We start from the raw sequence: 24,830 nt of genomic DNA, 5'->3' as shown, positions 1-24,830 counted from the left end.
TTTGCCAGTATTCTTCTGGCCACTCTCCGTCTTGTCAAGCGAAAAAAGCCGGGATCCCAATCAGCATCCCAGCCAGATCCATTGCGCCAAAGAGCCTACTTCCGTCAGGCTTCCTGGGTGTTCCGGGGCGCGCGTAAATCCTTGGCGACGAGCATATACATGGCCGGCACCACGAAGAGCGAGAAGAAAGCGCCGATACCCAAGCCGGTAAAGATCACCAGGCCCATCTGGAAGCGACTGACCGAGCCGGGTCCGCCCGCCAGCAGCAAGGGCAGAACGCCCAGCACCATCGCCCCCGTAGTCATGAGGATGGGACGCAAACGAATGCTGGAGGCCTTCTGCACGGCTGCTCGCTTGTTGAGTCCTTCTTTCTTCTGAATCTCGTTGGCGAACTGCACAATAAGGATACCTTGCTTCGCGATCAGACCAATCAGTGTAATCAGCCCTAATTCCGTATAGATGTTGATGGAGGCCAGCCCCAGGCTGATGAAAATCAACGCACCACTGATGGACATGGGTACCGTGATCAGCACGATCAGCGGGTCGCGGAAACTCTCGAACTGTGCGGCCAGCAACAAATAAATCAGGATAATGGCCAGTGCAAAGGTGGTCAGCAATGCCCCCGACTCTTGCATGTATTCACGGGATTGGCTCGCATAGTTCAGAGAAAAATCCTTGGGCATGATTTTTTCTGCCGCAGCCTTGAAGAACCGTAAAGACTCGCCCAGGGTAACGCCAGGCTTGGGTACCGCCTGGATGGTCGTCGAGTTGAGTTGCTGGAACTGTGGCAAGTATTGCGGCTCGACCTTGGTTTCAATAGAAACTACGGCAGATAAGGGCACCATCTGACCGCTGCCGGTGGCGATGTAATATCGCTTCAAGGCGGCTGGATCGAGGCGGAAATGATCCGGGACCTGGGGAATGACCTTGTAGCTACGGCCTTCCATATCGAAACGGTTAACATAGTTGCCGCCCAAGAGGGGCTGCAGATCCTGGGCGATGTTCGCCATGGTCAGCCCAAGGGTGGCGGCCATATTCCGATTGATCTTCAACACGATCTCAGGATTGTCGATACGCAAGTCCTTGGTGACATAGAAAAACAAACCGCTTTTGTAAGCTTCTGCGATCAGCTGGCCAGCCACCTGATCGATTTTGCCGTAGCTGCCCGGGCTCTGCAGCACAAATTGCACCGGCAGACCGCCTGCCGAACCGGGCAGGGACGGCGGTAAAAAGGAGGCCACTTGGAGACCCGGGACACTTTGCAGGGCGCGCTGGGTTTGTGGTTGCAACTGCATCGCCGTCGTGGAACGTTTGTCCCAATTCGTCAGGTTCATGCCAGCGAACAGGCTGTTGGAGCCGCCGCCGCTGCCTACCGATATGCCGGTGACCATGAAGGTTGCCCTGGTTTCAGGATATTTATTCAACACCTTTAGAACCTGTTGTCCATCATTGGCCAGCCGATCCGGCGTAATGGTTGGGCCGCCCGTGCCAGCATTAAAAATGATGCCCTGATCTTCCGCTGGCGCCAATTCGGATTTTGAGGTGCTAAACAAAAAGTAGATACTCCCGAACACTACCACGGCAAAGAGCATGGTGACCGGCACATAATTCAGTGTGCTACCTAAGATACGGTCGTAGAAATCGCGCAGACCAGTGAAGCGTTGCTCGATAAAGTATTCAAAGCCATGTTCCCTGGTCGGGCGTAATATCTTGCTGGAGAGCATCGGCGATAACGTGAGCGCTACGATCATGGACACTAAAACCGTAGCCACCAGCGTAAACGCGAATTCACCAAACAAACTGCCCGTCAGCCCCCCCATAAAGCCGATGGGGGCGAATACGGCGATGAGCGTGGTGGACATGACGATGATCGGCCCTCCCAGCTCCCGTCCGGTCATTAAAGCTGCTTCAAAAGGCGTTTTCCCTTCATCAATATGCCGGTGTACGTTCTCTACGATGATAATGGCGTCGTCCACCACCAGTCCGATGGCCAAAACCACTGCCAATAGGGTCAGCAGGTTGATGGTGAAGCCCATGAACCAGGTGATCAGGCCGGCGCCCACTATAGACAGGGGGATGGCGATCGCGGGTATGAGTACCGCACGGAAAGAACCCAGGAAGAGGAAAATGACCAGCACCACCACGGCAAGGGTAATTCCAATGGTCATGACGACTTCATCGATAGAAGCCTTGATGAAAGTGCTGGCGTCATAAGGAATGGCCATATGCACTCCGGGTGGCAGACTTTTGGTCAGTTGTGCCAACGATGCTTTTACCCCGGAAGCCACATTCAGAGAGTTGGCCGAAGGCGCCTCCTGAATACCGATGAATGCCGCTGGTTTGCCATCAAAAAAGGCCTGCGAGGTGTAATCCTGTGCACCGAGTTCGACTTTGGCTACATCTTTGAGACGGATCAGGGTGTTGCCAGACTGGCGCAGCACCAGATTGCGGAATTCACCCACATTATGCAGATTGGTGGTCGCGACGATGGTGTTTTGTACCGTCTTTCCCCGCGTTTGTCCGACAGCGGAAATGAAATCGTTCGCGGCTAATGCTTGTGAAACCTGCGCGGCGGTAATGCCCAAGGCCGCCATTTTCTGCGGATTCAACCACACCCGCATCGCGTAGGTATTCCCGTTGCCGGCGCCTGGTGGCAGTATCTGCGCTTCGCCTACTCCCGGTACCGAGGCCAGTCGCGGTTGCGCCACACGCAGCAGATAGTCGGTAATTTGCTGCTGACTGAGTTCTTGGCTGTAGAAGGCGACGTACAGCAGATCTGTCAGGTGGCCGTTCGTGACGCTGATGACGGGTAGTTGACTGCCCGCCGGTAACTGATCCGTTACCTGCTGCACTTTCGATTGGATGTTGGCGAGCGCCGCATTGGGGCTGTAATTCAACTTCATGTACACGGTGATGGTTGAAGAACCGTCCGAACTGTTGGCGGTCATGTAGTCTATATCCGGTGCGCTGGCGATCACTTTTTCCAGGCGCGCGGTGATGAAGCCTTGTACGGTATTTGGGCTGGCGCCGGGATACGCGGTTTTTATGGAAATGACCGTGTTCACCAAGGCTGGATATTCACGGACCGGCATCATCGAATAGGCATGCAGACCCAGCAGGAAAATGACGAGGCTTAGGGCGGTGGCCAGAACCGGGCGGCGCACAAAAATATCGGTGAAAGTCATGTTTTACGCCTCATGCATCTTTCTCGGTGCTGATCTTGACGAGACTGCCATCCACCAGTTTTACCTGCCCTGCAGTGATGACCATATCACCGGCTTTAAGGCCCGAGACGATACTCACCTGTCCATTACGCTCCTTGCCGGGCTTGATGACTTGTTGATGGGCGACTTCCACGGTCTTGCCATCCTGCGTCGCCTTTTTAATCACATAGACATAGTCGCCGAAGGTGTTATAAGAAAGAGCGGAGACGGGCACCGTCAACACCTTTTCTTCGATATTGCGGATTACCGTGAGCTCGCCAAAAAGTCCGGGGCGCAATACACTTTGCGGATTGGCAATGGTGGCCTGCACCTCAATTTGCCGTGTCGCGCTGTTCACCGAAGCCCCCAATGCGGTCACTTTTCCGGCGAAAATCTGACCCGGGCGTGCATTAGTCTCGACTTGCACCAGCGTGCCCACATGAATGTCCTGTAGCTCACTTTGCGGTAAAGTGAAATTCGCATGGAGCGGATCCCAGGATTGCAGGTCGACGATCTTGGTGCCGGGTGTGAGATATTGCCCAATATTCACCTGGCGGATGCCCAGATAACCGCTGAAGGGCGCGCGGATGGCCAACTTGTTCAGCGTTGCACGAATGTTTTTAAGCGTAGCCGCGCTGCTTTGATAGGTAGCCACAGCGGAATCCAGTTGTGATTGACTGGCGGCTTTGGTGGCAATCAGTTCGTGGGTGCGGTGTAGATTGATCTGTGCCAGACGAAGTTGTGCTTCATCGCTCGCCAGTTGTGCCCGCTGGTTGCTGTCGTCAATTTGCACCAACACCGCGCCTGCCTGGACATAATGACCAGAATGGAAGTGAATGGCGGTCACATTGCCAGCTATCTGCGGGGTGATCTCCACCCCTTGCACGGCCGCCAGAGAAGCTATGGCCTGCAGGCGAGGATGCCAAAGTTCTGTTTTGGCCGCGGTAGCGCTGACGGTCATGACGGGTTTGGGCATGTGCGCCATGGCCGCGGAAATCTTCTCGTTAACGAAGATCTTGAAGCCAAAAATACCTCCAAAAACAATGAGCAGGACGATAATTACAATAATAAATGCTTTTTTCATGACCAGTCTCCACGGCGGATGGCTGTGCTGAATGCATGATTGCTCATGGGTTAGCCTGCGCTGCCGGTAATGTACCGGCATCTGAATGGGAATTTTGTGGGGCGCTGGCGGGGGCTCGGGGCCCCGTTTTGTTCCACCAGCCACCACCCAGAGCGACGAGCAGCGCCGCGGTATCCTGATAGCGCTGCGACTCAGCCTTGATTTCAGCAATCCGGGCATGGTCATACTGTACTTCGGAGGTCAGCAGGGTGAGATAATCAGAGGCCCCCGCCCGATAACTCGCCTGGGCCAGCTGCAACGCCTGCGCGGCTGCCTGGAACGCCTCTCGCTGCGCCGCGAGCGTCTGTGCATCATGCTCCACCGCGCGCAAGGCATTCGCTACCTGAGCAAAGGCACTGAGCACCGTACTTCTGTAAGCGGCATACACCACGTCATAAGCGGCGTGTGCTTCGGCTTTCTGCGCCTCCAATTTGCCGCCCTCAAAGATCGGTTGCGACAGGGCGCCCACCAGGCTCCAGATGCTGCTCACCGGGTTGAAAAACAGCCCCGGGTGCGTCGCTGTGGCGCCGAACGCGGCGCTGAGTTGGACGGTAGGATAAAACTGCGCACGCGCCTCTCCGATCATCGCATTCGCCGCTCGCATCTGCGCGAGTGCAGCGCGGATATCCGGACGCTGCTTCAACAACTGCGAGGGGAGGCTTACCGGCAGTTTCTCCGGCAGTTGCAGCTCTTCGAGGGTAAAGGTTTGACGGCTGGCGTTCGCAGGAAAGTTTCCCACCAAAATGGCGAGCTCATGACGATAGACGGCAAGTTGCTGCTCCAGTGGCGGCAGAGTCGCCATTTCGGTGGCTAGCTGACTGCGCTGATTCACCACGTTGACATAGTCGATGGCTCCCGCGCGATACTGGTTCTCGGTCAGTTGCAGAAGCTTTTTTTCCTGAGCAATGATGGCCGTGGTGGCGCGAACCTGACCTGCCGTCGCCGCCTCATTGATGGCGGTGGTGACAATGTTGCCGGTCAGAGTCAGTCGTGCCGCTTCCAGTTCCCACTGTTGATACTTCACCAAGGCTTCACTATTGCGATAGACCAGGCGGTTAACGCCGAAAATATCCGGGTAGTAGGTGACGCCGACGCTGCCGGTGATCAGGGAGTAGTAAAAGCCGCCACTCCTGCCAAAGGCTGCGGCGCTGGCCTTGCTACGATTCGCCTGGAGATTGCCGGTGATCTGCGGGTAAAAAATGCTGTTATTCACTTTCGCGGTGGCTTGCGCTTCGCGCAGTTGCGCCTGTGCCTGGGCGATGGTCGGGCTGTTTTTCAGCCCTGCGGTGATCAGTTCGTCCAGTGCTTTGGCGTGAAAGAGCTTCCACCATTCTTCGTGGAGTTCTTTGCCATATTCCATCTCCTGAGCCTGGCCAGCAGGGCCACCGGGTACTACCGTTTGTTTGATGCGCGCAGCAGCGGTATAGGGTGTTTTATCCAGTGGCGCCTGGGGAACACGCAGGGGCGGCTCGAAGCTACAGGCCGCCAGACTCCCTGCCAGCACGGTCGCCAGCGCCGCGGCAATGGGTCTTGGCAATGCTTTTTGCACAACAACACCTCTCACGAGCCTATACCGACCGGTCAGTATAATGGCGATAATTCCACCTGCTGTCAAATACGCCCGGCACTTTTTTCGTAGTAAATGCAGGGAACCCGTCGCTGGGCAACGCGGTCGAAAATGCCTACTGAGCCCGCGCGCGTGAGGCTCTTGATTTAGGCAGAGTTTCACCGCATATTCAAGTCACAACATTTTAGTTGGAGGAGCGTATGCAATTAAAAATTTTTGGACTCATTGCCGTTGCTTTGATGCTGGTCGCACCGGCAGCGTGGGCTGAGCCGAGTGTAGCGCAAGTCACGCAGGCTGTGCAGGCGGGTCGTTTGGACCAGGCGCAGAGCATGATGCAGAAAGTATTGGTTGCGCATCCGCAATCTGCAGAAGCGCAGTATCTGGAAGCGCGTATTTTGGCGCGTCAGGGTAGCTGGGCCGGGGCGGCAGCGGCCTTGCAGAAATCCGAGCAACTTGCACCCGGTATGCCCTTTGTGAAACCGCAGGTGCTGACCTCTTTTAAGAAATCATTGCAGAGTCATGTGAATAAACCGGTCGGTAAAATCAGCAAAGAAAGTCACTGGGGTACAGTGCTGGCGTTTTTCCTGGGTCTCGTCGCGTTCATTGCGCTGATATCCATGTTCTTGCGCCGCCACCGCCAGCAGGCGAGCATGATGTACCGTGGGCAGCCTTCCGGGCCTTTCGGGGGCATGAACGGTTATGGTCCCATGAATCCCGGCGGAGCCATGGGCGGCATGCCGCAGCAGGGGGGTGGGCTGGGGTCCAGTCTGGCCTCCGGGATTGCCACTGGTGTTGGTGTGGGCGCCGGACTGGCAGCCGGCCAGGCACTGGCCGGAAGTCTGTTTGGGCATGGCAATGAATCGGGTAATGCCGCCAGTGATAGCAGCAACAATGATCTGGGTTTGACAGACGACTCCTGGGGCAATGACCAGTTGGCGTCCAATGACGACTTCGGACTGGATGACGGCGGCGACAGCTGGGGCTAATCCCGTTGCTTTGCGCAATCGGAGGGGCATCACTGCGATGCCCCTTTTTAATACCCTTTCAGGGGGTTATGGTAGCGGGTAACCGAGTTTGCGCAACACCCGGCAGAGGGCAATCAGCGGCAAGCCCAGCAATGCGTGCGGGTCTTCTCCTTCCATGCACTTCACCAGACTGATGCCCAGCCCCTCGGAGCGGAAACTTCCGGCGCAATCCAGTGGCTGGTCTCGCGCCACATAGCGCTCAATCTCCATGCTCGTTAGAGCGCGTAGGACGATCCGATAGGGCACCAGGAATATTTCTGTGCCGGATGCGGCGACAATGGCAATGCCGTTGAGAAATTCGACGGCCTGACCCTGCATCCAGCCCAGTTGTTCCACGGCCCGTTCGGCATTCCCCGGTTTGCCGAGAATGCGGGTACCGCAGACCGCCATCTGGTCGGCGCCGATGACCACTGCCTGGGGATTGCGGCGTGCCACGGCCTGCGCCTTGGCTTCTGCCAGCCGACAGACGAGGGCCTCTGGCGCCTCGTCCGGTAACGGGGTTTCATCGACCGTTGAAGCCTCCACGCGGAACGGAATTTGTAAACGTTGCAACAATTCCTGGCGGTAAGGACTGGTGGACGCGAGGATTAATTCTGGCAGAGACACACACCTTCCTCCTTACCCGGTGTTGCGCTGTCCGGCAGAAATAGCATTGATGGTGCGCAATAGGGGGTCCAGCCATATCTCGCGGAACTCGGGCGCTGCGTCATCGTTGCGATAACGACGCAGCAAGGCGAGCTGAATATGGTTGAGTGGCTCCATGTAGACATTGCGTCGTTGCAGGGAAAATGCCAAGGCCGGATTGTCGGCGAGTAGTTGCGTTGATCCGGTCATGGCGAGCACCTCGGCCAAGCTGCGCTCGAATTCGGCACGAATTTTCTGATATATTCCGGCAGCAACCTCCTGATCTCTGGGTAAACCGGCATATTCGCCAGCGATAGCCATATCCGTTTTGGCCATGGCCATGATGATATTGCTCATGAGTGCCCGAAAGAATGGCCACTGTTGGTACATATCCTGTAAAGCCTGCAAGCGCTCCGGCTTGTCCTCCCGCCACTGGGCGAGTGCCGAACCCAGTCCATACCAGGCTGGCAGAATATGCCGCGATTGGGCCCAGGCGAAAATCCATGGGATAGCCCGGATAGAAGACATGGAACGGTCCCCCCGCTGGCGATGGGAGGGACGCGACCCGATGTTCATGTGGGCAATTTCGTTAAGCGGGGTGGCCTCGTAGAAATAATCCATAAAGCCCGGCGTGTTTTCAGTCAGATCACGGTAAACCGCCTCCCCGGTGCGGGTTAGCTCCGCCATAATCCGCAGGTGGTCCGGGTTATCACTAGGTACGGACCGGACCAGACCAATACTCGCCTTGATGAGACCAGCCGTGCCCACGGTCAGTTCATAAAGCGCCGTTTCCAGATTGGCATATTTGAAGGAGAGCACCTCTCCCTGTTCGGTGATTTTGATTTGTCCGCGTACGGTATCCGGCGGCTGGGCCAGAATGGCTTCGTAGGTGGGGCCGCCGCCACGCCCCACGCTGCCGCCGCGGCCGTGGAAGACGCGCACCTGAATCCGGCGTTTGTCCGCCAGGGCAGCCAGCCGCATTTGCGCCTGATACAGGGTCCAACTGGAAGAGAGGATGCCACCATCCTTGCAGGAGTCGGAATAGCCCAGCATGACTTCCTGAGTATCGTCCTGACTGCGGAGAATTTCAGTATAAACCGGGTTGTCCAGTAAGGTGGACATCACCGTGTCCATGCGTTCGAGATCGTGAATGGTCTCAAAGAGTGGCGTGACGGCAATCTCACTGTAGAGCCCTTGCCGTGACCAGCCGGCCAGGCCGAACTCTTTGGCGAGTACCAGCACTTCCATGATGTGGCTGGCCTCGTGTGTCATGGAGATCACATAATTGCCGAAACCGGATGCACTCACTTCACGACGCAACTGGGCGATGCAGCGGAACATGGCGCAGGTCTCGGTCGCCATTGGCGACAGATCGGGCTGCTTTTCTACCAGCGGACCGGGTCGGCGCAGTGCTTCCGAGAGCACCAGCAGGCGGGTCTCTTCCGGCAGTTCCAGGTAATTGACGAAGCTGGGCACATCTGCGAAAAGCTCAGCGATGGTACGGGAATGTATGGTGGATTCCTGACGAATATCCAGATTGGCCAGATGAAAGCCGAAGGTCTGAACCAGCCAGATAATGTCCTGCACCTCGTGATCGGCGATGTAGTCATCGTTGTGGCCCCGCAAGGAGTCACGCACCAGCAGCAGATCGTCGAGGAAATCTTCCGCGGCCGCATAAGCTGGACCAGAGGACTCGTTGAGGACCTGACCGTTTTCCAGTTGCCGGAGTCGCAGATCAAGGCGCGTCATCATATAGCGCAGTTTGCGCCGATAAGGCTCGCTGGGAAAACGTTGATCCACCCATTCGGCGAGTTCCGGGAAGTCATCGGCATCACGTTCCAGGGAGGCCAGCAGGATGGGAGAAATGGCGCAGAAACGGCTGGAATGCCCGAGCAGCTGGTAGAGATCGTTTAAGCGTCGCTGATATTCACGCAACACTTCGATGCTCTGGGTACGTAAGGCCCAACCGGTAATGGCCGCCGTCACATTGGGATTGCCATCGCGGTCACCACCGATCCAGGAGCCGAAGCGGATGAAAGCCGGGATATCGATATCGTCATTGCCAAAGACCCGTCGCGCTGCACGCCGCGCCGCCTGATAGGTGCGCGGTACCGCTTCAAAGAGACTGTCGCGGAAGTAGAAAAGGCCATTTTCGACCTCATCCTGTACCTGTGGTCGGTTGGCACGCACTTCTTCGGTTTCCCAGAGAATCTGGATTTGCGCCTTTAAATTGTCGAGAACATCTTGTTCTTCTTCATCATTGAGAGATGGATCGTCGAGCATTTTGCTGGCCACAAAGATGCGACGTAAACCATGAAGTACCGTCCGCCGCTTGGATTCGGTGGGATGTGCCGTGAATACCGGCAGGTAGCACGTCTGATCCAAGAGAAATTGTATTTGCCCGGAGTTGATGCCCTGATTTTGCAGTTCGCGGAAGGTTTCCTCGAAAGAACCGACCCACAGCCCATCCTTCTTTTGGAGCAAGCGGCGGCGATGCAGATGCTGGAACTCTTCTTCCGCAATGTTGACTAAGCTAAAGTAGGTATTGAATGCGCGTATCACCAGCACGAGATCATCTTGGGGCAGCGCATCAATGAAGCGCGCGAGACGATCACGCAGGCGGCGGTCCTCTTTTTTGTGCAACCGGATATATCCCTGGCGAAGCTGTTCTACGGCATTGAATACCCGGGCTCCGGCCTGCTCGCGCAGGACTTCGCCCAGCAAATTGCCGAGCAGTTTAACGCGAGCGCGGAGCGCTTTGTCATTGATGGTCGTTTTTTCCAAGGTTCCGTCTCCTATTTGTTGCCACATCAGGGGCGATGACCACCGGGTCGTCCACTGAAACCAGGGGTGCCTGGGGGCTGTCTGGGAAAAGTCCCGGTCGCGGTCTTCTGCTGCAGACTGAGGCAGCGGAATGGCGCGACCGGGACTTTTGCCGACTGGCTTTGCATCTAACGTAATGGGAAGCGTGCGACAGGTCAATTCATAACAAAAGCGGATTGCCGCTACGCCCCGAGCAGATGTGCTACATCGCGGCTGCGCAAGCATGGCATTCGCTTTGTTTTTGAGTTAGTCTAACTGCCTTGCAGTGCAAGGAGTCCCACAGGCTTTTTCACTACCCTAGAAGTGCCATGAAGCTACAGTTCAAGGAGATAAAAAATGGCCGGACAACAAAAAGGACAGGTCCTTCAGGATCCTTTTCTCAACCTGTTGCGTAAAGAGCACGTTCCTGTCGCCGTCTATCTGGTGAATGGTATCAAGCTGCAAGGCTTTGTGGAGTCTTTTGACCAGTTCGTTGTATTGCTGCGCAACAATGTGAGTCAGATGATTTACAAACACGCCATTTCTACGGTGGTTCCCGGTCGCGATGTGCGTTTGCCCTTGCCAGAAGGTGAAGGCGAGAGCAGTACGGAAGAAGAGGCCTGATTCTGGCGAATACCGCAGTTGCTGTAGCCGCGCCCCGGGAGAGGATTTTGCTTGTCCATGTGGTATTGCATGGTGAGACTGATCCCGACGATGGGGCAGAATTTTCTCATCTGGCCACAGATAGTGGCGCGGAGGTATTGGCATTCCTTTCCGTGCAGCGCGATCGTCCCGATCCGGCGACTTTTCTGGGGCGTGGTAAGGTAACCGAACTGGCGGGGCAGGTTTCCGACTTGTCTGTAGATCTCGTGCTCTTCGATCGGGTCCTGAGCCCGGTGCAGGAGCGCAATCTGGAGCGCGCCCTCCAGTGCCGGGTCGTCGACCGAGTGGGCCTTATCCTCGATATTTTCGCGCGACGAGCGCATACCCATGAAGGCAAATTGCAAGTGGAGCTGGCGCAGTTGACACGCTTGCGGACACGCCTCATCCGCGGTTGGACCCATCTGGAACGCCAGCGCGGCGGCATCGGATTGCGGGGGCCGGGTGAAACTCAGTTGGAAACAGATCGCCGTCTCATCGGCGAGCGTATTCGCTCCCTGCGCGGACGTCTGGTCAAAGTGGCGGCGCATCGGGCAACCCAGCGGCGGGCGCGGCAGCGGGCACCACTACCAACGGTCGCCTTGGTCGGCTATACGAATGCCGGTAAGTCTTCCCTCTTTAATACCCTCACGGAAAGTTCCAGTTACGCCGCTGATCGTTTGTTTGCGACCCTCGATCCTGCCATACGGCGTTTGCAAGTGGTGGGGCACGAAGCCATTCTCCTGGCGGATACCGTCGGTTTTCTGCGTGATTTGCCGACGGATTTGATCGCCGCCTTTCGTGCGACTTTGGAAGAGGTGAACCAAGCGCAGTTACTCCTCCATGTGGTCGACGGGAGCGCTCCCGACCGTGATGCCCAGATTGCTGCGGTAGATGCGGTTTTGACAGAAATCGGCGCCGATGAGATCCCCCGCCTGTTGGTGCTCAACAAGGTAGATTTGACAGGAGACGCACCTGGAAATGTATATGAAGGCTCTGGCAAGCTGATGGCGGTGCGGGTCAGCGCTCGCTCTGGTACCGGTATACCCGAGTTGCTGCAGGCGATGACGCAGCGTGTAGGACGATCCATGCTACGTGCAGAACTGACGTTGACGCCTGAAGAGGGTGCCCTGCGTGCCCGCTTACACCGCGTGGCCAGTATTGTTGAGGAAAGCTTTGATGATCAGGGTATGGCACATCTGATTTTTGATATTGATGATCTCACCTGGCGGCGCATGCGTGCGCAAATGCGCAGTAGCGGTTGTCAGGCGATGGATGCGCCCCCTACAATACCGGCCGATGGCTGAGGAAGGAGAGTGGTATGCCGTGGAGTGATCCGGGCGGAAACGGAAACAAAAACGATAATAACCCTTGGGGACGTCGTCCCAATGCGCAAAAGCCGGTTTTTGATATCCAGAAAATCACCCAGGAGCTGAAAAAACTGGGTGGTATTTTTGGCTCCGGTGGTGGCCGTGGCGGTGGCTCGAAGATGAATCACAAGTGGCTGCAATTACTACCTTTTTTGGCGCTTTCGGTGCTGATCCTGTTCTGGATCGCCTCGGGCATTTACGTCGTGGGACCCGATGAAGAGGGTGTGGTACTACGTTTTGGCAAAGAGGTTGGCATCAGCCAGCCCGGTTTACACTATCGGCTCCCTTTCCCTTTTGAGCGTGTGTATCTGCCCAAAGTAGCGCAGAGCCATCGTCTGGTTTTGGGCTATGGTGGTGCCGCCGATTCACTGAATCCCGGCATGATGCTGACTGCAGATGGAAACGTGGTCGATGTCCGTTTTGCCGTGCAATATCGAATTACCAATGCCAGTCATTATCTGTTTGCCACCACGAATCCGGATCAATTGATTTCATATGGTGCGGAGTCCGCCATGCGCGAGCTGGTGGGGCGTAGCAATATTGATGATTTGCTGACCTCCAGTAGAGGCGCGATTGAACAGCAGGCCCAGCAGATCACCCAAAACCTGCTGAATCGCTACCATGCAGGGGTTACCATTAACTCTGTTCAATTGCTGCAGGTGGCCCCCCCCAAGGCGGTCCAGGCAGCGTTTACGGAGGTGACGACCGCACGTGAGGATATGGAGCGGGTGCGTAACGAGGCGCAAGCTTATGCGAGTTCGGTGATTCCCAAGGCCCAGGGAGAAGCCGGCGCCATGGTGACGAATGCCGAGGGCTATAAGCAGCAGGTAGTGGATCGTGCCAAGGGGGATAGCGCACGTTTCACGGACATCCTCCAGGCCTATCAGAAAAATCCAAAGGTGGTGAGTGAGCGGATGTACTTACACACCATGCAGGATATTTTGAGTCATACCCAGAAAGTGATTATTGAGAGCAAGGGGCAGCCCGTGATTTATCTCCACATGCCCGCCAGAACTCCCAGCATGGCGGTCAAGAGTCCGACGAACTCTGTAGCAGCCACGGCGCCAGCCGTATCCATACCTTCGCCGGTAGCACTAACGAGCAGTCCGGCGCCTTTGCAGATCCCAATCTCGGGAGCCGGCTCATGAAGAACTGGGCCTGGAGTTTGCTTGCTGTGGTGCTCGCCTTGTTGTTACTGGCCTCCGCGAGTTTTTACTCGGTGCGCATGACCCAGACCGCGGTGGTATTGCAGTTTGGTAAAGTGGTACGGGTGGCGGAAACTCCTGGGCTCCATATGAAATGGCCTCTGGTGCAAAATGTGGAGTTCATCGATAACCGTTTATCAAGCTACAGTACGCAGCCAGAATCATTTTTGACGGTCGAAAAAAAGCCGGTGCTCATCGACTTTTTTGCCGAATGGCAAATAGTCAATCCACTGGTCTTTTACACCCGCCTGCATAATGATGCGAGCGCACAGAGCCGGATCGGTGACATTGTGCGCTCTTCTTTGCGGGGTGAGATCGCTACAATGACCTTGGCGTCGGTGATACAGGGTAACCCTAAGAAGATGATGGAGCCGGTGCTGGTGGCGGCCAATCAGCGCCTTCAATCCCTTGGCGTGCATCTGGTCGATGTGCGCGTTATGCAGGTGGGTTTGCCCCCGGCGGTGCTGCAGGCCGTCTACAAACGGATGGAGGCTGAGCGTACGCAGGAGGCCAATGCCTACCGCTCGCGGGGGGCCGCAGATGCCGCCGAAATTCACGCCAACGCGGACAAGGAAAAGACCCAGATTATAGCGGATGCCTATCGGCAACAGGAAGAGTTAAAGGGGCAGGGGGATGCTGAAGCGGCTTCTATCTACGGTGCGGCATATGGTAAAGATCCGGCATTCTTCTCTTTTTATCGCAGCCTGGAAACATATCGTCACAGTCTGGGGGACAAGGATATTCTCGTGCTGAGCCCGGATTCGCCATTTTTTAAATATTTTCGCCATTCGCTGGAGCCGACAGGCAAATGACGCGTCCTGAATCTCACCCAGCCTGGTTGCTGCCGAGTGGTTTTGAAGACGTTCTCCCTGCCCGTACGGAGGCACTGGAGCACTGTCGCCGAACTTTGCTTGATCTCTACGCACAGTGGGGCTATCGCCAGGTTATTCCACCCCTGGTGGAGCATCTGGAGAGTTTACTGACCGGAAGTGCCGCAGATCTCGACTTGCAGACCTGGAAACTGTTGGATCAGGACAGTGGTCGGCTGGTGGGTCTGCGTTCGGATATGACGCCGCAGATGGCCCGTATAGACGCCCAGACCTCCTCTGCGACGGAGCTTCGACGTCTGGCGTATGCGGGCACAGTGCTGCGCGCCCGGCCCGATTTGCTCGGTGGGAGCCGTGCCCCGTTTCAGATGGGTGCCGAGCTCTTCGGGGTGGATGGGCCGGCGGGGGATCTGGAGGTCCTTTCTCTGATGGTGGAGAGCCTCATCCACTGTGCAGTACCGAATCTGTTGCTGGATATCGGGCATGTGGGTATTTCCCAAGCGCTGGCGGACGCGGCAGGTCTGGAAGGTGCGCTACGTGCGGACTTGTTGCAGCATGTCGAGCGCAAGGCTTGGCCGGATGTGCGGGCATGGTTGCGGGAGCACCATTGCGGTACGGAGCTCAGCGCAGATTTTGATGTCCTGTCGCGCTTACAGGGTGAATTCGACGTTTTGGAGCAGGCCCGCCAGCGTCTCGGGCATCACCCGGCTGTTTGCACAGCCCTGGATGATCTGCATTTTGTCTGGGGGGCCTTGCGTGTGCGTTATCCTGATCTCGCGATTCAATGTGACTTCTCGGAGATCCACGGGCATCGGTATCATACCGGCTTGCTGTTTTCGCTGTTTGGTCCGCAGCGTGGTGAGGCGCTGGCCAGTGGCGGTCGCTATGATGATATTGGTGTCGCGTTTGGCCGACGACGGGCGGCGACGGGCTTCAGTTTAGATCTCAAGCCGCTGCTGCGTGAATTCCCGGCAGCGGAGAGAGCGCGGCAGATTTGGGCTCCAGCTGGTACTGATGATCTTTTGTGGCGGTCGATACAGGAACACCGTCGGGCTGGTTATGCTGTTTTACAGGACTTGGTGAATCAGGAAGTGCCTGACCAGCAGACGTTGCGGGCACGGGGCTTTGATGCTGCTCTGCTCAGAGAGCAGGCGGGCTGGAAGATGCGGCAGCTTGATTCGTGAATTTTAATTTTCCAATGACCCATTTGCGGAGTCGTTCGTGGCTATGAATCAAAATGTGGTGATCATCGGTACCCAGTGGGGCGATGAGGGTAAGGGTAAAATTGTCGACTGGCTGACAGAACGCTGCCAGGCGGTGGTACGCTTTCAGGGCGGACATAATGCTGGCCATACATTGGTGATTGGCGCACGGAAAACGGTTCTGCATCTGATTCCCTCGGGTATTCTTCGTGCTGGCGTGTCCTGCTTTATTGGTAACGGTGTGGTGCTGGATCCGCTGGCCCTGTTTTCCGAGCTGGATGAGTTGCAGCCAGTGGTGCCCGATGCCCATGAGCGCTTGTTCATTTCCGACGCCTGCCCGTTGATTCTGCCCTACCACAAGAGTCTCGACCGGGCGCGGGAGCAGGCGATGGGTGCGGCAAAAATCGGCACCACCGGTCGGGGCATCGGGCCCGCTTATGAGGATAAGGTAGCGCGGCGCGCTTTGCGTGTTGCCGACTTGTTCCACCGTGAGCGTTTTGCCGCCAAGCTTGGCGAGGCGCTGGATTACCATAACTTTGTGCTCCAACATTATTTTAAGCAGGAACCGGAAAACTTCCACGCCATTCTGGAGCAGTATCTGGGGCTTGCGGAGCGCCTGGCACCCATGGTGGTAGATGTTTCGGTGCGACTGGCGCGTTTGCAGGCGGAAGGGGCGCGGATTCTCTTCGAGGGTGCCCAGGGTACCCTGCTGGATGTGGATCACGGCACGTACCCCTTTGTGACGTCCTCTAATACGGTGGCGGGTAGCGCTTCCGCCGGAAGCGGGGTAGGGCCAGCGGACCTGGGCTATGTACTGGGTATTACCAAGGCCTACACCACGCGTGTCGGGGCCGGACCATTCCCTACGGAGCTCTTTGATGAGACGGGGGTCTTCCTCGCTGAGCGTGGTGCGGAGGTGGGTGCAACCACCGGACGAGCGCGGCGTTGCGGTTGGTTTGATGCGGTGGCTTTGCGGGCCGCCTGCCGGGTAAATGGGGTGACGGGCCTATGCATCACTAAGCTGGATGTACTGGATGGCCTCGCGGAGATTCGCGTTGCTGTCGGCTACCGGGTAAACGGGGTGGTTCAGGAGGAACTGCCCGGTGGGGCGGAGGCCTTGGCGGCCTGTGAACCCATCTACGAAAGCTTCCCGGGTTGGTCTGAGTCGACGGCAGGGGTGCGGCACTGGGACGATCTTCCCCAGGCGGCGCGTTGCTATCTGGAGGCCATTGCAGAGCGCGCCGAACGGCCCTTGGCGATTATCTCCACGGGGCCGGATCGGGATGACACTATTTTACGTACGGAGATCCTCTGACCGGCGAATCGGGCCGGGCAAGTCTCGGCGGGTTTCATCGCTGGCTATAGCGATGAGAAGCGGTACAATGCCAAGCTTGGTTGCACATCCTCAGGAGAAGGCCATGAGTGAAAAAGACAAGATGATTACCCGTCGCGATGCGCTGAAAAACATTGCGGTTGTTGTCGGAGCGGTGGCTACGACGACGGTGATGGGAGCCGGTGTGGCAGACGCCGGAACCATGCCAAAGGCAGCAATGCAATATCAGGATACACCTAAAGGCAAGGCTCAGTGTTCAATCTGTGCACAGTTTATTGCCCCACATAGTTGTAAGGTAGTGGCGGGTAACATCAGCCCCAATGGCTGGTGTATAGCCTTTGCTCCTAAGTCAGCATGAGATAGCGCCCCATCTTCTCCACGGCCACTGCGCTGCATCCGGAAGGAAGATCGGATTGAAGGTAACGATTGAGCAGATCGGCAAAGGTTTTGCTGGGGAGGACCTGTCCCGGACGGGGCACCGGTTGCTGGGACTCCATGGTCCAATATCCAGTGATCGCTGTGCTATCTTGGAATATGGCCTGGGGCACAGGCGGGGCAGTGCTGCGCTGAAACGTGGGTTGCAAAGAAATAACCGGGGTTTCATGATCTCCATGAAACCCCGAATAAAGGTTTGTTTTGGTTTATTTTAGTAGCCCTTTTGGGCTACTGGGATACTCTGATGTGGTACCGGGGACTGGATTCGAACCAGCACAAGCTTTCGCTCACTAGGACCTGAACCTAGCGCGTCTACCAATTCCGCCACCTCGGCGTGGACGGAATAATCATTTATTGAGGAGCATTTGTCAATGCCGGAAACACAAGAACCTGCATCGCTTAATGAGCGTGATCCTATGTTCGAGCGGGAAAAAGAAAAATATGAACGGCCGATCGTCAGTCGGGAGTACATTCTCAGCTATCTGGAGGGTGCAGGTCGGCCACTCACCTTGGAAGACATTATCGCTGAACTGGAAGTCGCCGAAGATGACCAGGAAGCCTTAAGGCGTCGTCTGCGGGCTATGGAACGGGATGGTCAGCTGGTGCGTAACCGACGTGGTGCCTACGGCATCGTAGAGGCCATGGAACTGGTGCGCGGCACAGTGAGCGCCCATCCCGACGGCTTTGGTTTCCTGATTCCCGAGGAGGGCGGCAAGGATCTTTTCCTCTCCCCGCGGGAAATGCGCAAGGTGTTCCACGGTGATACCATCCTGGGACGGGCGGTAGGAGAGGATCGGCGTGGACGCATCGAAGGTGCGGTCGTGCGCATTTTGGAGCGGGCACTCAAGCACATCGTAGGCCGTTATTACGCCGATAACGGCGTGCATTACGTGGTGCCGGAGGACCGTCGTATTCCCCAGGAGTTCGCCGTGGTGGAAGGGGGGGGGCTGACACCGGTCCATGGCCAGATTGTGACCCTGGAAATTACCCAATATCCCGATGGCCGTAATATGCCCCAAGGACGCGTCGTGGAGATTCTCGGTGAGCACATGGCTCCGGGTATGGAAGTCGAGATCGCCGTCCGTAACTATGGTTTGCCCCATCAGTGGTCAGAAGAAGTGCTTGCTGAAATCAAGCATTTCTCGGAGACAGTACCGGAGACGATGAAGGCAGGTCGCCGCGATCTGCGTGACCTGCCGCTGGTCACCATTGATGGTGCTGACGCCAAGGATTTTGACGACGCGGTCTACGCCGAGGCAATCGAAAATGGTTTTCGCCTGATTGTCGCCATCGCTGACGTGGCCACTTATGTGTGCCCGGACTCTGCACTGGATAAAGAGGCGGTGACCCGCGGCAATTCTGTCTATTTCCCGCGGCGGGTGATTCCAATGCTGCCCGAGATACTGTCCAACGGACTCTGCTCCCTCAACCCTCACGTGGACCGCCTCTGCATGTTCTGTGAGATGGAGATGGATGCTGCGGGCGAAGTACAGCGTTTCCGTTTTGACCGGGGCATCATGCGCTCACAACGCCGCTTTACCTATGATGAAGTGGCTGCCCTATTGGCGGGGGACGAGGAATTAAGGGCGCAGGACGCGGCCATGGTCCCGCACCTGGAGGCCCTGCACCGCCTCTATGAGAGCTTTGCCAAGGCCCGTGAGCGGCGGGGCACCATTGAATTTGACTCGCAGGAAAGCCGCATCATCTACAATGATCAGTTGCGCATTGAAAAAATCGTGGCGGTTACCCGCAATGTCGCGCATCGGATCATCGAAGAATGCATGCTCGCGGCCAATGTGTGTGCCGCGCAATTCTTCAGAATTCACGAATTGCCCATGCTTTATCGGGTCCATCCAGAGCCCACGAGTGACAAGCTCGAAGACTTGCGCCGTTTCCTGGGTGAGCTTGGCGTGCCGGTGCATTTGCCGGCCCATCCGCGCAGTGCCGATCTGGCGAAAATCATCGAAGATACCCGTGAGCGCAGTGATTCCAGTCTGGTTCAGACCGTTATTCTGCGCAGTCTTTCACAGGCGTACTATACCGTGGATACCGGCATGCATTTCGGTCTGGCCTTCCCGGCTTATACCCACTTTACCTCGCCCATTCGCCGCTATCCGGATCTCGTGGTGCATCGCGGTATTCAGGCCTTGCTGGATGCGGCTGGTGCGGAGCCCAAGTGGTTCCCCAAAAAGGCACTGCAGGAACTGGGCCAGCATTGTTCCATGACCGAGCGTCGCGCCGATGAAGCCAGTCGTGAAGCGGTAAATTGGCTCAAGTGCGAATTTATGATGGATAAGGTAGGGGAGACCTATACGGGCATCATTACCGGTGTTACAGGCTTTGGTCTCTTTGTGGCACTGCGGGAAATTTATGTGGAGGGTCTGATCCATATCAGCACCCTCGGTGAAGACTACTTTCACTTTGATGCACAGCATTACCGGATTATTGGCGATCGCAGCAAGGAAACCTTCCAGCTCGGCGATGAAATCGAAATTAAGGTGATGAACGTCAATCTGGACGAGCGCAAGATGGATTTCGAGCGGGTGCTACCAGAGGGGCAGGGCGGTGGCGCCGCAAAGAGCCGACGAAGCCGACGCGGCAAGAAAGACTGATAAGCAGCAACGGGTGGCGTCGCCGCGTAGTCGGGCGGCGCCAGGGCCCCGTGGTTATGCTTTGATCATGTTATTTTCCAGATACAGCGGATCATAGTCGAAGATAATGGTCTGGTCGGGTAAGGTCAGGTTGGTATCTTTATTGGCGTAATCCAGGCGACTTAACAGCCCTTTGATCAATTGAATGCGTGCCACTTTTTTATCGTTTGCATCGACAATGGTCCACGGTGTAAAACTGGTATGGGTACGTGCGAACATGGCATTGCGTGCGGTACTGTAATCCTTCCAATGGGTTATGGCCTGCTCATCAATAGGGCTGGTTTTCCACTGTTTAAGGGGATCATCTTGGCGCGCCTCCAGGCGATTTTTTTGCTCGCTTTTGGAGATGTCGAGATACATCTTAATGAAATGGATGCCCGAGCGCACCAGCATGCTCTCAAAATCTGTTACCTCAGTAAAGAATTCTTCATATTGTGCATCGGTGCAAAAACCCATCACTTTTTCCACGCCAGCACGGTTGTACCAACTCCGGTTAAAGAAAACGATTTCTGCGGCGGCGGGCAGGTAATGGACATAGCGCTGGAAATACCACTGGCTTTCTTCGCGGTCCGAGGGCTTGCCTAAAGCCACGACCCGCGTTTCGCGGGGGCTGAGGTGCTGGGTGATACGTTTGATGCTGCCGTCCTTGCCTGCGGCATCACGGCCCTCCAGAATGACCAGAATTTTATCATTCTTGCGGATAATGTGGCGTTGTAATTTGACCAGTTCAATCTGGAGCCGGCGTAACTCGGCTTTGTAATGTTGTTTTTCTAACCTCTTCTGTTCTTTATGTTTGGTCATATGATGGATCCTTTTATGATGGCTCATACAGCGCTTAAAACAGGCTGCGTGCCGCCTTGCTGATGCCTTCGGCGCTCATGGGGTGCTGATCCGCAAAACGGGCCAGATCGTAGGCGGTAAGGCCATGGGCAGCGGCGGTGCCGATCTGGCCGATAAGCTGGCCAGCATCAATGCCTAGCACCCAAGCGCCCAGTAAACCCAGGCTGTCTGCGGCGAAGAACAGTTGAATGCCACCGTCCATGCGTTCCAGGATCTGCGCCCGGGAGTCTTCGGCGAAGTCGTAACGACCGGTCAGGAGCTTTATACCCTGCGCTTCTGCCAAGGCCGGAGTAAGACCTACGTAGGCGGCGGCAGGCAGGGTAAAGATGGTGGTAGGGACGTGATTGAAATCAGCATAATCCAGGGGAATATTGCCGCCGAGAATATTGTGTGCCGCCACCATCGACTGCCGCACGGCGGCGTGGAATAACGGCACGCGGCCATTGACATCACCACAGGCATAAATATGCGGATGAACCGTTTGCAAACTCGGCCCCACATCTATACCTTTTTTCGTCACGGCAATGCCAATCTCTGTGGTACCTACGGGAATAATGGGGCGTCTGCCCACGGCCATCAGAACAACGTCGCCATCCAGCGTGTCGGCGTCTTCCGCGTGGGTGTAATGTACGCGCCGTCCGCCTTCAGGGGGTGCTGTCACTGCCGTCACGTCTACACCGGTGCGGATGCGAATAGCCGGATCCAGCAACGGCGTTAGCAGTGCCACCATACCCGGATCCATGCCGTTGAGGAGTTGTTCACCTTTCTGGAGTAGGGTGACCCTGGTACCAAAGGCAGCGAAGAAGGTGGCGGTTTCCAGACCGATATAACCGCCACCGATGACAATCATCCGCTCCGGGAGGGTTTTGAGGGTGGGGTCCGGTTTATACAGATCATGGCTGGTAAGGCAGAGTTCGGCTCCGGGAATCGGGGGAATGAATACATCAGAGCCGCTGGCAATAATAATCTGCGCACAATGGAACCGTTGCTCGCCGCCAGACGTGCTGACAGCCACTTCGTGGGGACTGAGCAGTCGCGCAGTTCCCTGAATGAGTTTAACATTTCGTGCGGCGGCCAGTTCGGCGGCGTGTTGTTCATAGCGGCGTGCCTGGATGGCATCTTTGTGTATCGTGATTTTCGTGAAATCGATATTGATGGTGCCTGGCAGACCGCGCCCGGCAAAGCGCTGTTGGGACTGGTAGATTTCGGCAGTTTCCCGAATGGCTTTAGAGGGTACGCAACCCTCATAAAGGCAGTTTCCGCTCATCACCCCTTTGGGGTCCACCATGACCACAGAACGTCCCGCTTTAGCCAGTCGAAAAGCGGCGGGATACGCGCCCCCGCCAGCGCCGATGGTCAACAAGTCAATGTGTTGGATGGCCATTGCACACCTCCGTATGGGCAAGTCTAGTTTGTTATGACGGCAGATATTCCCGGCTTGCAGTGACTTGCCGGGTAAACTTGCCTGATTAAGATTCGGGCAGGATCACAGATCCTGAACTTCGAGCCCCATCAGGTTCAGGCGGGTCTTCAGGTCGCGGATGGCGATCTGAACGGGCGCCGCTTGCCCCGCCACTCCCAACTCGATTTGCGGACCAGTCGCCGTGAAGCTGGGCAGGCTGGAAAAGCGTATGTCCGGATGGGCGGCACAAAAGCTTTCCATGAGCGGGACCAGGTTGCCCTCCCGCGCACTGGGCAAAAGAACCCGTGCCTCTATGTCCGCCACCAAGGGAGGAAAATACTGCTCCAGCACCCAGTCACTCATGGGCTCCGCCATTTGCGGAAATCCCGGGAAGAAGTGGCCATTAGCTACGGAAAATCCCGGCACATTGTTGACTGGGTTAGGGATCAGTCTTGCCCCGGCGGGCAGATCGGCCATCCGTACCCGCACCGGTTCCGCCTCGGCGCCGAATTGTTGGCGAATCAACGCCTCCGCTTCAGCGTGCCGGGACAAGGTGACGCCAGCGGCCGCTGCGGCGCCATCGCGGGTCAGGTCGTCGGGGGTTGCGCCTAGACCGCCAAAGGAGAAAAACGGCACAGATTGCGCCATGGCCCAGCGCAACTGGGTCAGCAGAATATCCCGGGTATCGGGCACGATCAGGCACCAGGCGACGCCATAACCGCGTCGCGCCAGTTGCTGGCGGCTGCGGAGCAAGTGGCGGTCTTCCCGTTTACCGGAGAGTATCTCGGTGCCGATGATCACCAAGCCAACCTCTTTGCTCATGGGGAACTCTCCAGAGAAGGGGCAATGGCCGTGCGTGTCGCCGTCTGTGGCGGATCTCGCCACTGAGTGCGCCCTGCGGCGTAAGTCACCCGGCCACTCACCAGCCACGCCAGCGCCTGCGGATAAATACGATGTTCTGCGTCGAGCACGCGTGTGGCAAGCGACTGTTCATCATCTGTGGGCAGGACTGCCACGGCTGCCTGGATGATAATAGGGCCGGCATCCAACTCCGCCGTAACAAAATGGACGCTGGCACCATGCCAGCACACACCCTGCTGCAGCGCCTGGGCATGGGTATGCAAGCCGGGAAAGGCGGGAAGCAGAGAGGGGTGGACATTCAGCAGTTTGCCCTCATAGCGCTGCACAAAAGCGGGCGTAAGTTGACGCATGAACCCGGCCAGCGCCACGATATCCGGGGCGTATTCGTCAATCTGCTGTTGCAGGGCGGCATCGAAGTCTGTCCTGCTCCCATAATCCCGATGATCGACAGTAAGGGCAGGAATGCCTGCTGCCATCGCCAGTTCCAATGCTCTGGCGGCTGGACGGTTACTGACGACCGCAACGACTTGCGTGTCCGGTATCTGCCCGCTACGGCAAGCTGCAAGGATGCTTTGCAGGTTGCTGCCCCGGCCGGAAACCAGAACCACCAGCCTTTTAGTCAAGAAAGCGTACTCCCTCACCATCCTGACGTGGCACCAACTGCCCGATAACGAAGGCTTGCTCTCCGTGCTCTCTGATAGATTGCACGGCGGCCTGCCGGGATTCCCAGGGAACGATGGCGACCATGCCGATACCCATATTGAAAACCCGCCGCATTTCCTCCATGGAGACCTGTCCATGCTCCTGTAACCATTGAAAAATAGCCGGCATTTGCCAGCTTTTGGGATCAATGCGTGCCGCAAGTGCTGTGGGCAGTGAGCGGGGCAGATTTTCCACCAGGCCGCCGCCGGTAATGTGAGAGAGGGCGTGTACCGTAACCGTCTTGCGCAGGCCCTGAATGGCGTTCACATAAATCCGGGTCGGCTGCAGCAGCAGATCCACCAGTGGCTCACCGTTGATCTGGACATGGGCGTGGGCACCACCGCGTACGAGAATTTCCCGAATCAGAGAGTAACCGTTACTGTGCGGCCCGGACGCGGCAATGCCAATCACCGCATCGCCCTCCCGGCAGGCCGCACCCGTCAGGATGGCGGACTTCTCGACAATGCCCACCGCGAAGCCCGCAAGATCATAATGCCCAGCCGGGTACATGCCGGGCATTTCTGCAGTTTCTCCGCCCAGCAAAGCGCAGCCAGCCTGCCGGCAGCCATCGGCCACCCCGGTAATAACCGCCTCGGCCACGTCATTATCCAACTGCCCGCAGGCATAGTAGTCGAGGAACCAGAGGGGTTCGGCGCCGGAGACGAGAATGTCGTTGACACACATAGCGACCAGATCAATGCCGATGCGGTCATGTTGATTGGCTTCCTGGGCGAGTAACAGCTTGGTGCCCACCCCATCGGTACCTGATACCAGCACCGGTTCGCGATAACCGCCGGGTAGGGCGAACAGTCCACCGAAACCGCCAATACCGCCAAGCACGCCGGGGCGGTGAGTACTTTGGGCAAGAGGTTTGATACGGTCCACCAGCGTATTGCCAGCGTCGATGTTCACCCCGGCGCTGCGATAGGTCAAAGGTTTTGGGGTGTCCACGGCGATTTCCTCAAAGGGGTTTTGGTCATGGTATGGGGGCGTATGGCGCCTGTCAAAGGGGCAACCAG

General features: G+C 56.8%; 20 protein-coding genes and 1 tRNA gene. 9 read left to right on the top strand and 12 right to left on the bottom strand.

What is annotated here, in order from left to right:
• Nucleotides 1-104: 104 nt before the first annotated feature.
• From H2515_RS08580 to H2515_RS08570, 3 genes are read right to left on the bottom strand one after another with little or no spacing between them, the layout of a single operon-like run.
• Complete coding sequence (locus H2515_RS08580; RefSeq protein WP_065413527.1) at nucleotides 105-3,185, bottom strand: efflux RND transporter permease subunit; 3,081 nt, start codon at nucleotides 3,183-3,185, stop codon at nucleotides 105-107.
• A 10-nt stretch (nucleotides 3,186-3,195) separates the two neighbouring features.
• A complete protein-coding gene (locus H2515_RS08575) occupies nucleotides 3,196-4,287 on the bottom strand; it encodes an efflux RND transporter periplasmic adaptor subunit (RefSeq protein WP_198659844.1) in 1,092 nt (363 codons plus the stop codon).
• Between the two features lie 43 nt (nucleotides 4,288-4,330).
• Complete coding sequence (locus tag H2515_RS08570; RefSeq protein ID WP_065413525.1) at nucleotides 4,331-5,875, bottom strand: efflux transporter outer membrane subunit; 1,545 nt, start codon at nucleotides 5,873-5,875, stop codon at nucleotides 4,331-4,333.
• A gap of 218 nt (nucleotides 5,876-6,093) precedes the next feature.
• Here H2515_RS08570 and H2515_RS08565 point away from each other — a divergent pair, with 218 nt between their 5' ends.
• Entirely contained in the window at nucleotides 6,094-6,879 is a 786-nt protein-coding gene (locus H2515_RS08565) for a tetratricopeptide repeat protein (RefSeq protein WP_198659843.1), read from the top strand.
• Nucleotides 6,880-6,945: 66 nt separating this feature from the next.
• Here H2515_RS08565 and H2515_RS08560 read toward each other — a convergent pair whose 3' ends face one another.
• The gene (locus H2515_RS08560; RefSeq protein WP_232821304.1) at nucleotides 6,946-7,524 is read right to left on the bottom strand and encodes a Maf family protein; all 579 of its coding nucleotides are present in this window, start codon (nucleotides 7,522-7,524) and stop codon (nucleotides 6,946-6,948) included.
• A 12-nt stretch (nucleotides 7,525-7,536) separates the two neighbouring features.
• The gene (ppc, locus tag H2515_RS08555) at nucleotides 7,537-10,326 is read right to left on the bottom strand and encodes a phosphoenolpyruvate carboxylase (protein WP_035192435.1); all 2,790 of its coding nucleotides are present in this window, start codon (nucleotides 10,324-10,326) and stop codon (nucleotides 7,537-7,539) included.
• 375 nt (nucleotides 10,327-10,701) lie between these two features.
• Here ppc and hfq point away from each other — a divergent pair, with 375 nt between their 5' ends.
• The 7 genes from hfq (at nucleotide 10,702) to iro (ending at nucleotide 17,278) form a co-directional block, all read left to right on the top strand.
• Nucleotides 10,702-10,968, top strand: coding sequence for an RNA chaperone Hfq (gene hfq, locus H2515_RS08550; protein WP_014028828.1), 267 nt, complete (start codon nucleotides 10,702-10,704; stop codon nucleotides 10,966-10,968).
• 47 nt (nucleotides 10,969-11,015) lie between these two features.
• Nucleotides 11,016-12,290, top strand: coding sequence for a ribosome rescue GTPase HflX (hflX, locus tag H2515_RS08545; protein ID WP_231551133.1), 1,275 nt, complete (start codon nucleotides 11,016-11,018; stop codon nucleotides 12,288-12,290).
• 14 nt (nucleotides 12,291-12,304) lie between these two features.
• The gene (gene hflK / locus H2515_RS08540; protein ID WP_198659842.1) at nucleotides 12,305-13,501 is read left to right on the top strand and encodes an FtsH protease activity modulator HflK; all 1,197 of its coding nucleotides are present in this window, start codon (nucleotides 12,305-12,307) and stop codon (nucleotides 13,499-13,501) included.
• The gene (gene hflC / locus H2515_RS08535; RefSeq protein ID WP_198659841.1) at nucleotides 13,498-14,370 is read left to right on the top strand and encodes a protease modulator HflC; all 873 of its coding nucleotides are present in this window, start codon (nucleotides 13,498-13,500) and stop codon (nucleotides 14,368-14,370) included. Before hflK ends, hflC begins: the two co-directional genes overlap by 4 nt.
• On the top strand, nucleotides 14,367-15,569 hold the full coding sequence (locus H2515_RS08530; protein ID WP_198659840.1) for an ATP phosphoribosyltransferase regulatory subunit: 1,203 nt from the start codon (nucleotides 14,367-14,369) through the stop codon (nucleotides 15,567-15,569). The genes hflC and H2515_RS08530 overlap by 4 nt, the downstream gene beginning before the upstream one ends.
• Nucleotides 15,570-15,612: 43 nt before the next feature.
• Nucleotides 15,613-16,902 (top strand): adenylosuccinate synthase, encoded by a 1,290-nt coding sequence (locus tag H2515_RS08525; RefSeq protein ID WP_014028833.1) that lies wholly within the window; start codon nucleotides 15,613-15,615, stop codon nucleotides 16,900-16,902.
• Between the two features lie 103 nt (nucleotides 16,903-17,005).
• Nucleotides 17,006-17,278, top strand: coding sequence for an iron oxidase (gene iro / locus H2515_RS08520; protein WP_035192424.1), 273 nt, complete (start codon nucleotides 17,006-17,008; stop codon nucleotides 17,276-17,278).
• On the opposite strand, the gene H2515_RS08515 is transcribed toward iro, so the two are convergent.
• Nucleotides 17,265-17,417, bottom strand: coding sequence for a hypothetical protein (locus H2515_RS08515; RefSeq protein WP_198659839.1), 153 nt, complete (start codon nucleotides 17,415-17,417; stop codon nucleotides 17,265-17,267). The genes iro and H2515_RS08515 overlap by 14 nt on opposite strands.
• 185 nt (nucleotides 17,418-17,602) lie before the next feature.
• A tRNA-Leu gene (locus H2515_RS08510) sits at nucleotides 17,603-17,689 on the bottom strand.
• 37 nt (nucleotides 17,690-17,726) lie between these two features.
• Here H2515_RS08510 and rnr point away from each other — a divergent pair.
• Nucleotides 17,727-19,967, top strand: a complete 2,241-nt coding sequence (gene rnr, locus H2515_RS08505; protein ID WP_198659838.1) for a ribonuclease R — start codon at nucleotides 17,727-17,729, stop codon at nucleotides 19,965-19,967.
• A gap of 54 nt (nucleotides 19,968-20,021) precedes the next feature.
• Here rnr and ppk2 read toward each other — a convergent pair whose 3' ends face one another.
• The 5 genes from ppk2 to purM all read right to left on the bottom strand — a co-directional run bounded on the left by ppk2 (nucleotide 20,022) and on the right by purM (nucleotide 24,762).
• On the bottom strand, nucleotides 20,022-20,807 hold the full coding sequence (gene ppk2, locus H2515_RS08500; protein ID WP_198661442.1) for a polyphosphate kinase 2: 786 nt from the start codon (nucleotides 20,805-20,807) through the stop codon (nucleotides 20,022-20,024).
• 34 nt (nucleotides 20,808-20,841) lie between these two features.
• Nucleotides 20,842-22,230: a dihydrolipoyl dehydrogenase gene (locus tag H2515_RS08495; protein WP_198659837.1), complete on the bottom strand. Its 1,389-nt coding sequence runs from the start codon at nucleotides 22,228-22,230 to the stop codon at nucleotides 20,842-20,844.
• A 102-nt stretch (nucleotides 22,231-22,332) separates the two neighbouring features.
• Complete coding sequence (locus H2515_RS08490) at nucleotides 22,333-23,070, bottom strand: competence/damage-inducible protein A (RefSeq protein WP_065414289.1); 738 nt, start codon at nucleotides 23,068-23,070, stop codon at nucleotides 22,333-22,335.
• Complete coding sequence (purN, locus tag H2515_RS08485; protein WP_198659836.1) at nucleotides 23,067-23,732, bottom strand: phosphoribosylglycinamide formyltransferase; 666 nt, start codon at nucleotides 23,730-23,732, stop codon at nucleotides 23,067-23,069. Before purN ends, H2515_RS08490 begins: the two co-directional genes overlap by 4 nt.
• Nucleotides 23,725-24,762, bottom strand: coding sequence for a phosphoribosylformylglycinamidine cyclo-ligase (gene purM, locus H2515_RS08480; protein WP_198659835.1), 1,038 nt, complete (start codon nucleotides 24,760-24,762; stop codon nucleotides 23,725-23,727). The genes purN and purM overlap by 8 nt, the downstream gene beginning before the upstream one ends.
• Nucleotides 24,763-24,830 lie beyond the last annotated feature (68 nt).

Source organism: Acidithiobacillus ferrivorans (genome assembly GCF_016250455.1).
GTDB lineage: Bacteria > Pseudomonadota > Gammaproteobacteria > Acidithiobacillales > Acidithiobacillaceae > Acidithiobacillus > Acidithiobacillus ferrivorans.
The sequence above is the reverse complement of the archived record's forward strand: the minus strand, read 5'-3'. Positions and strand labels throughout refer to the sequence as shown.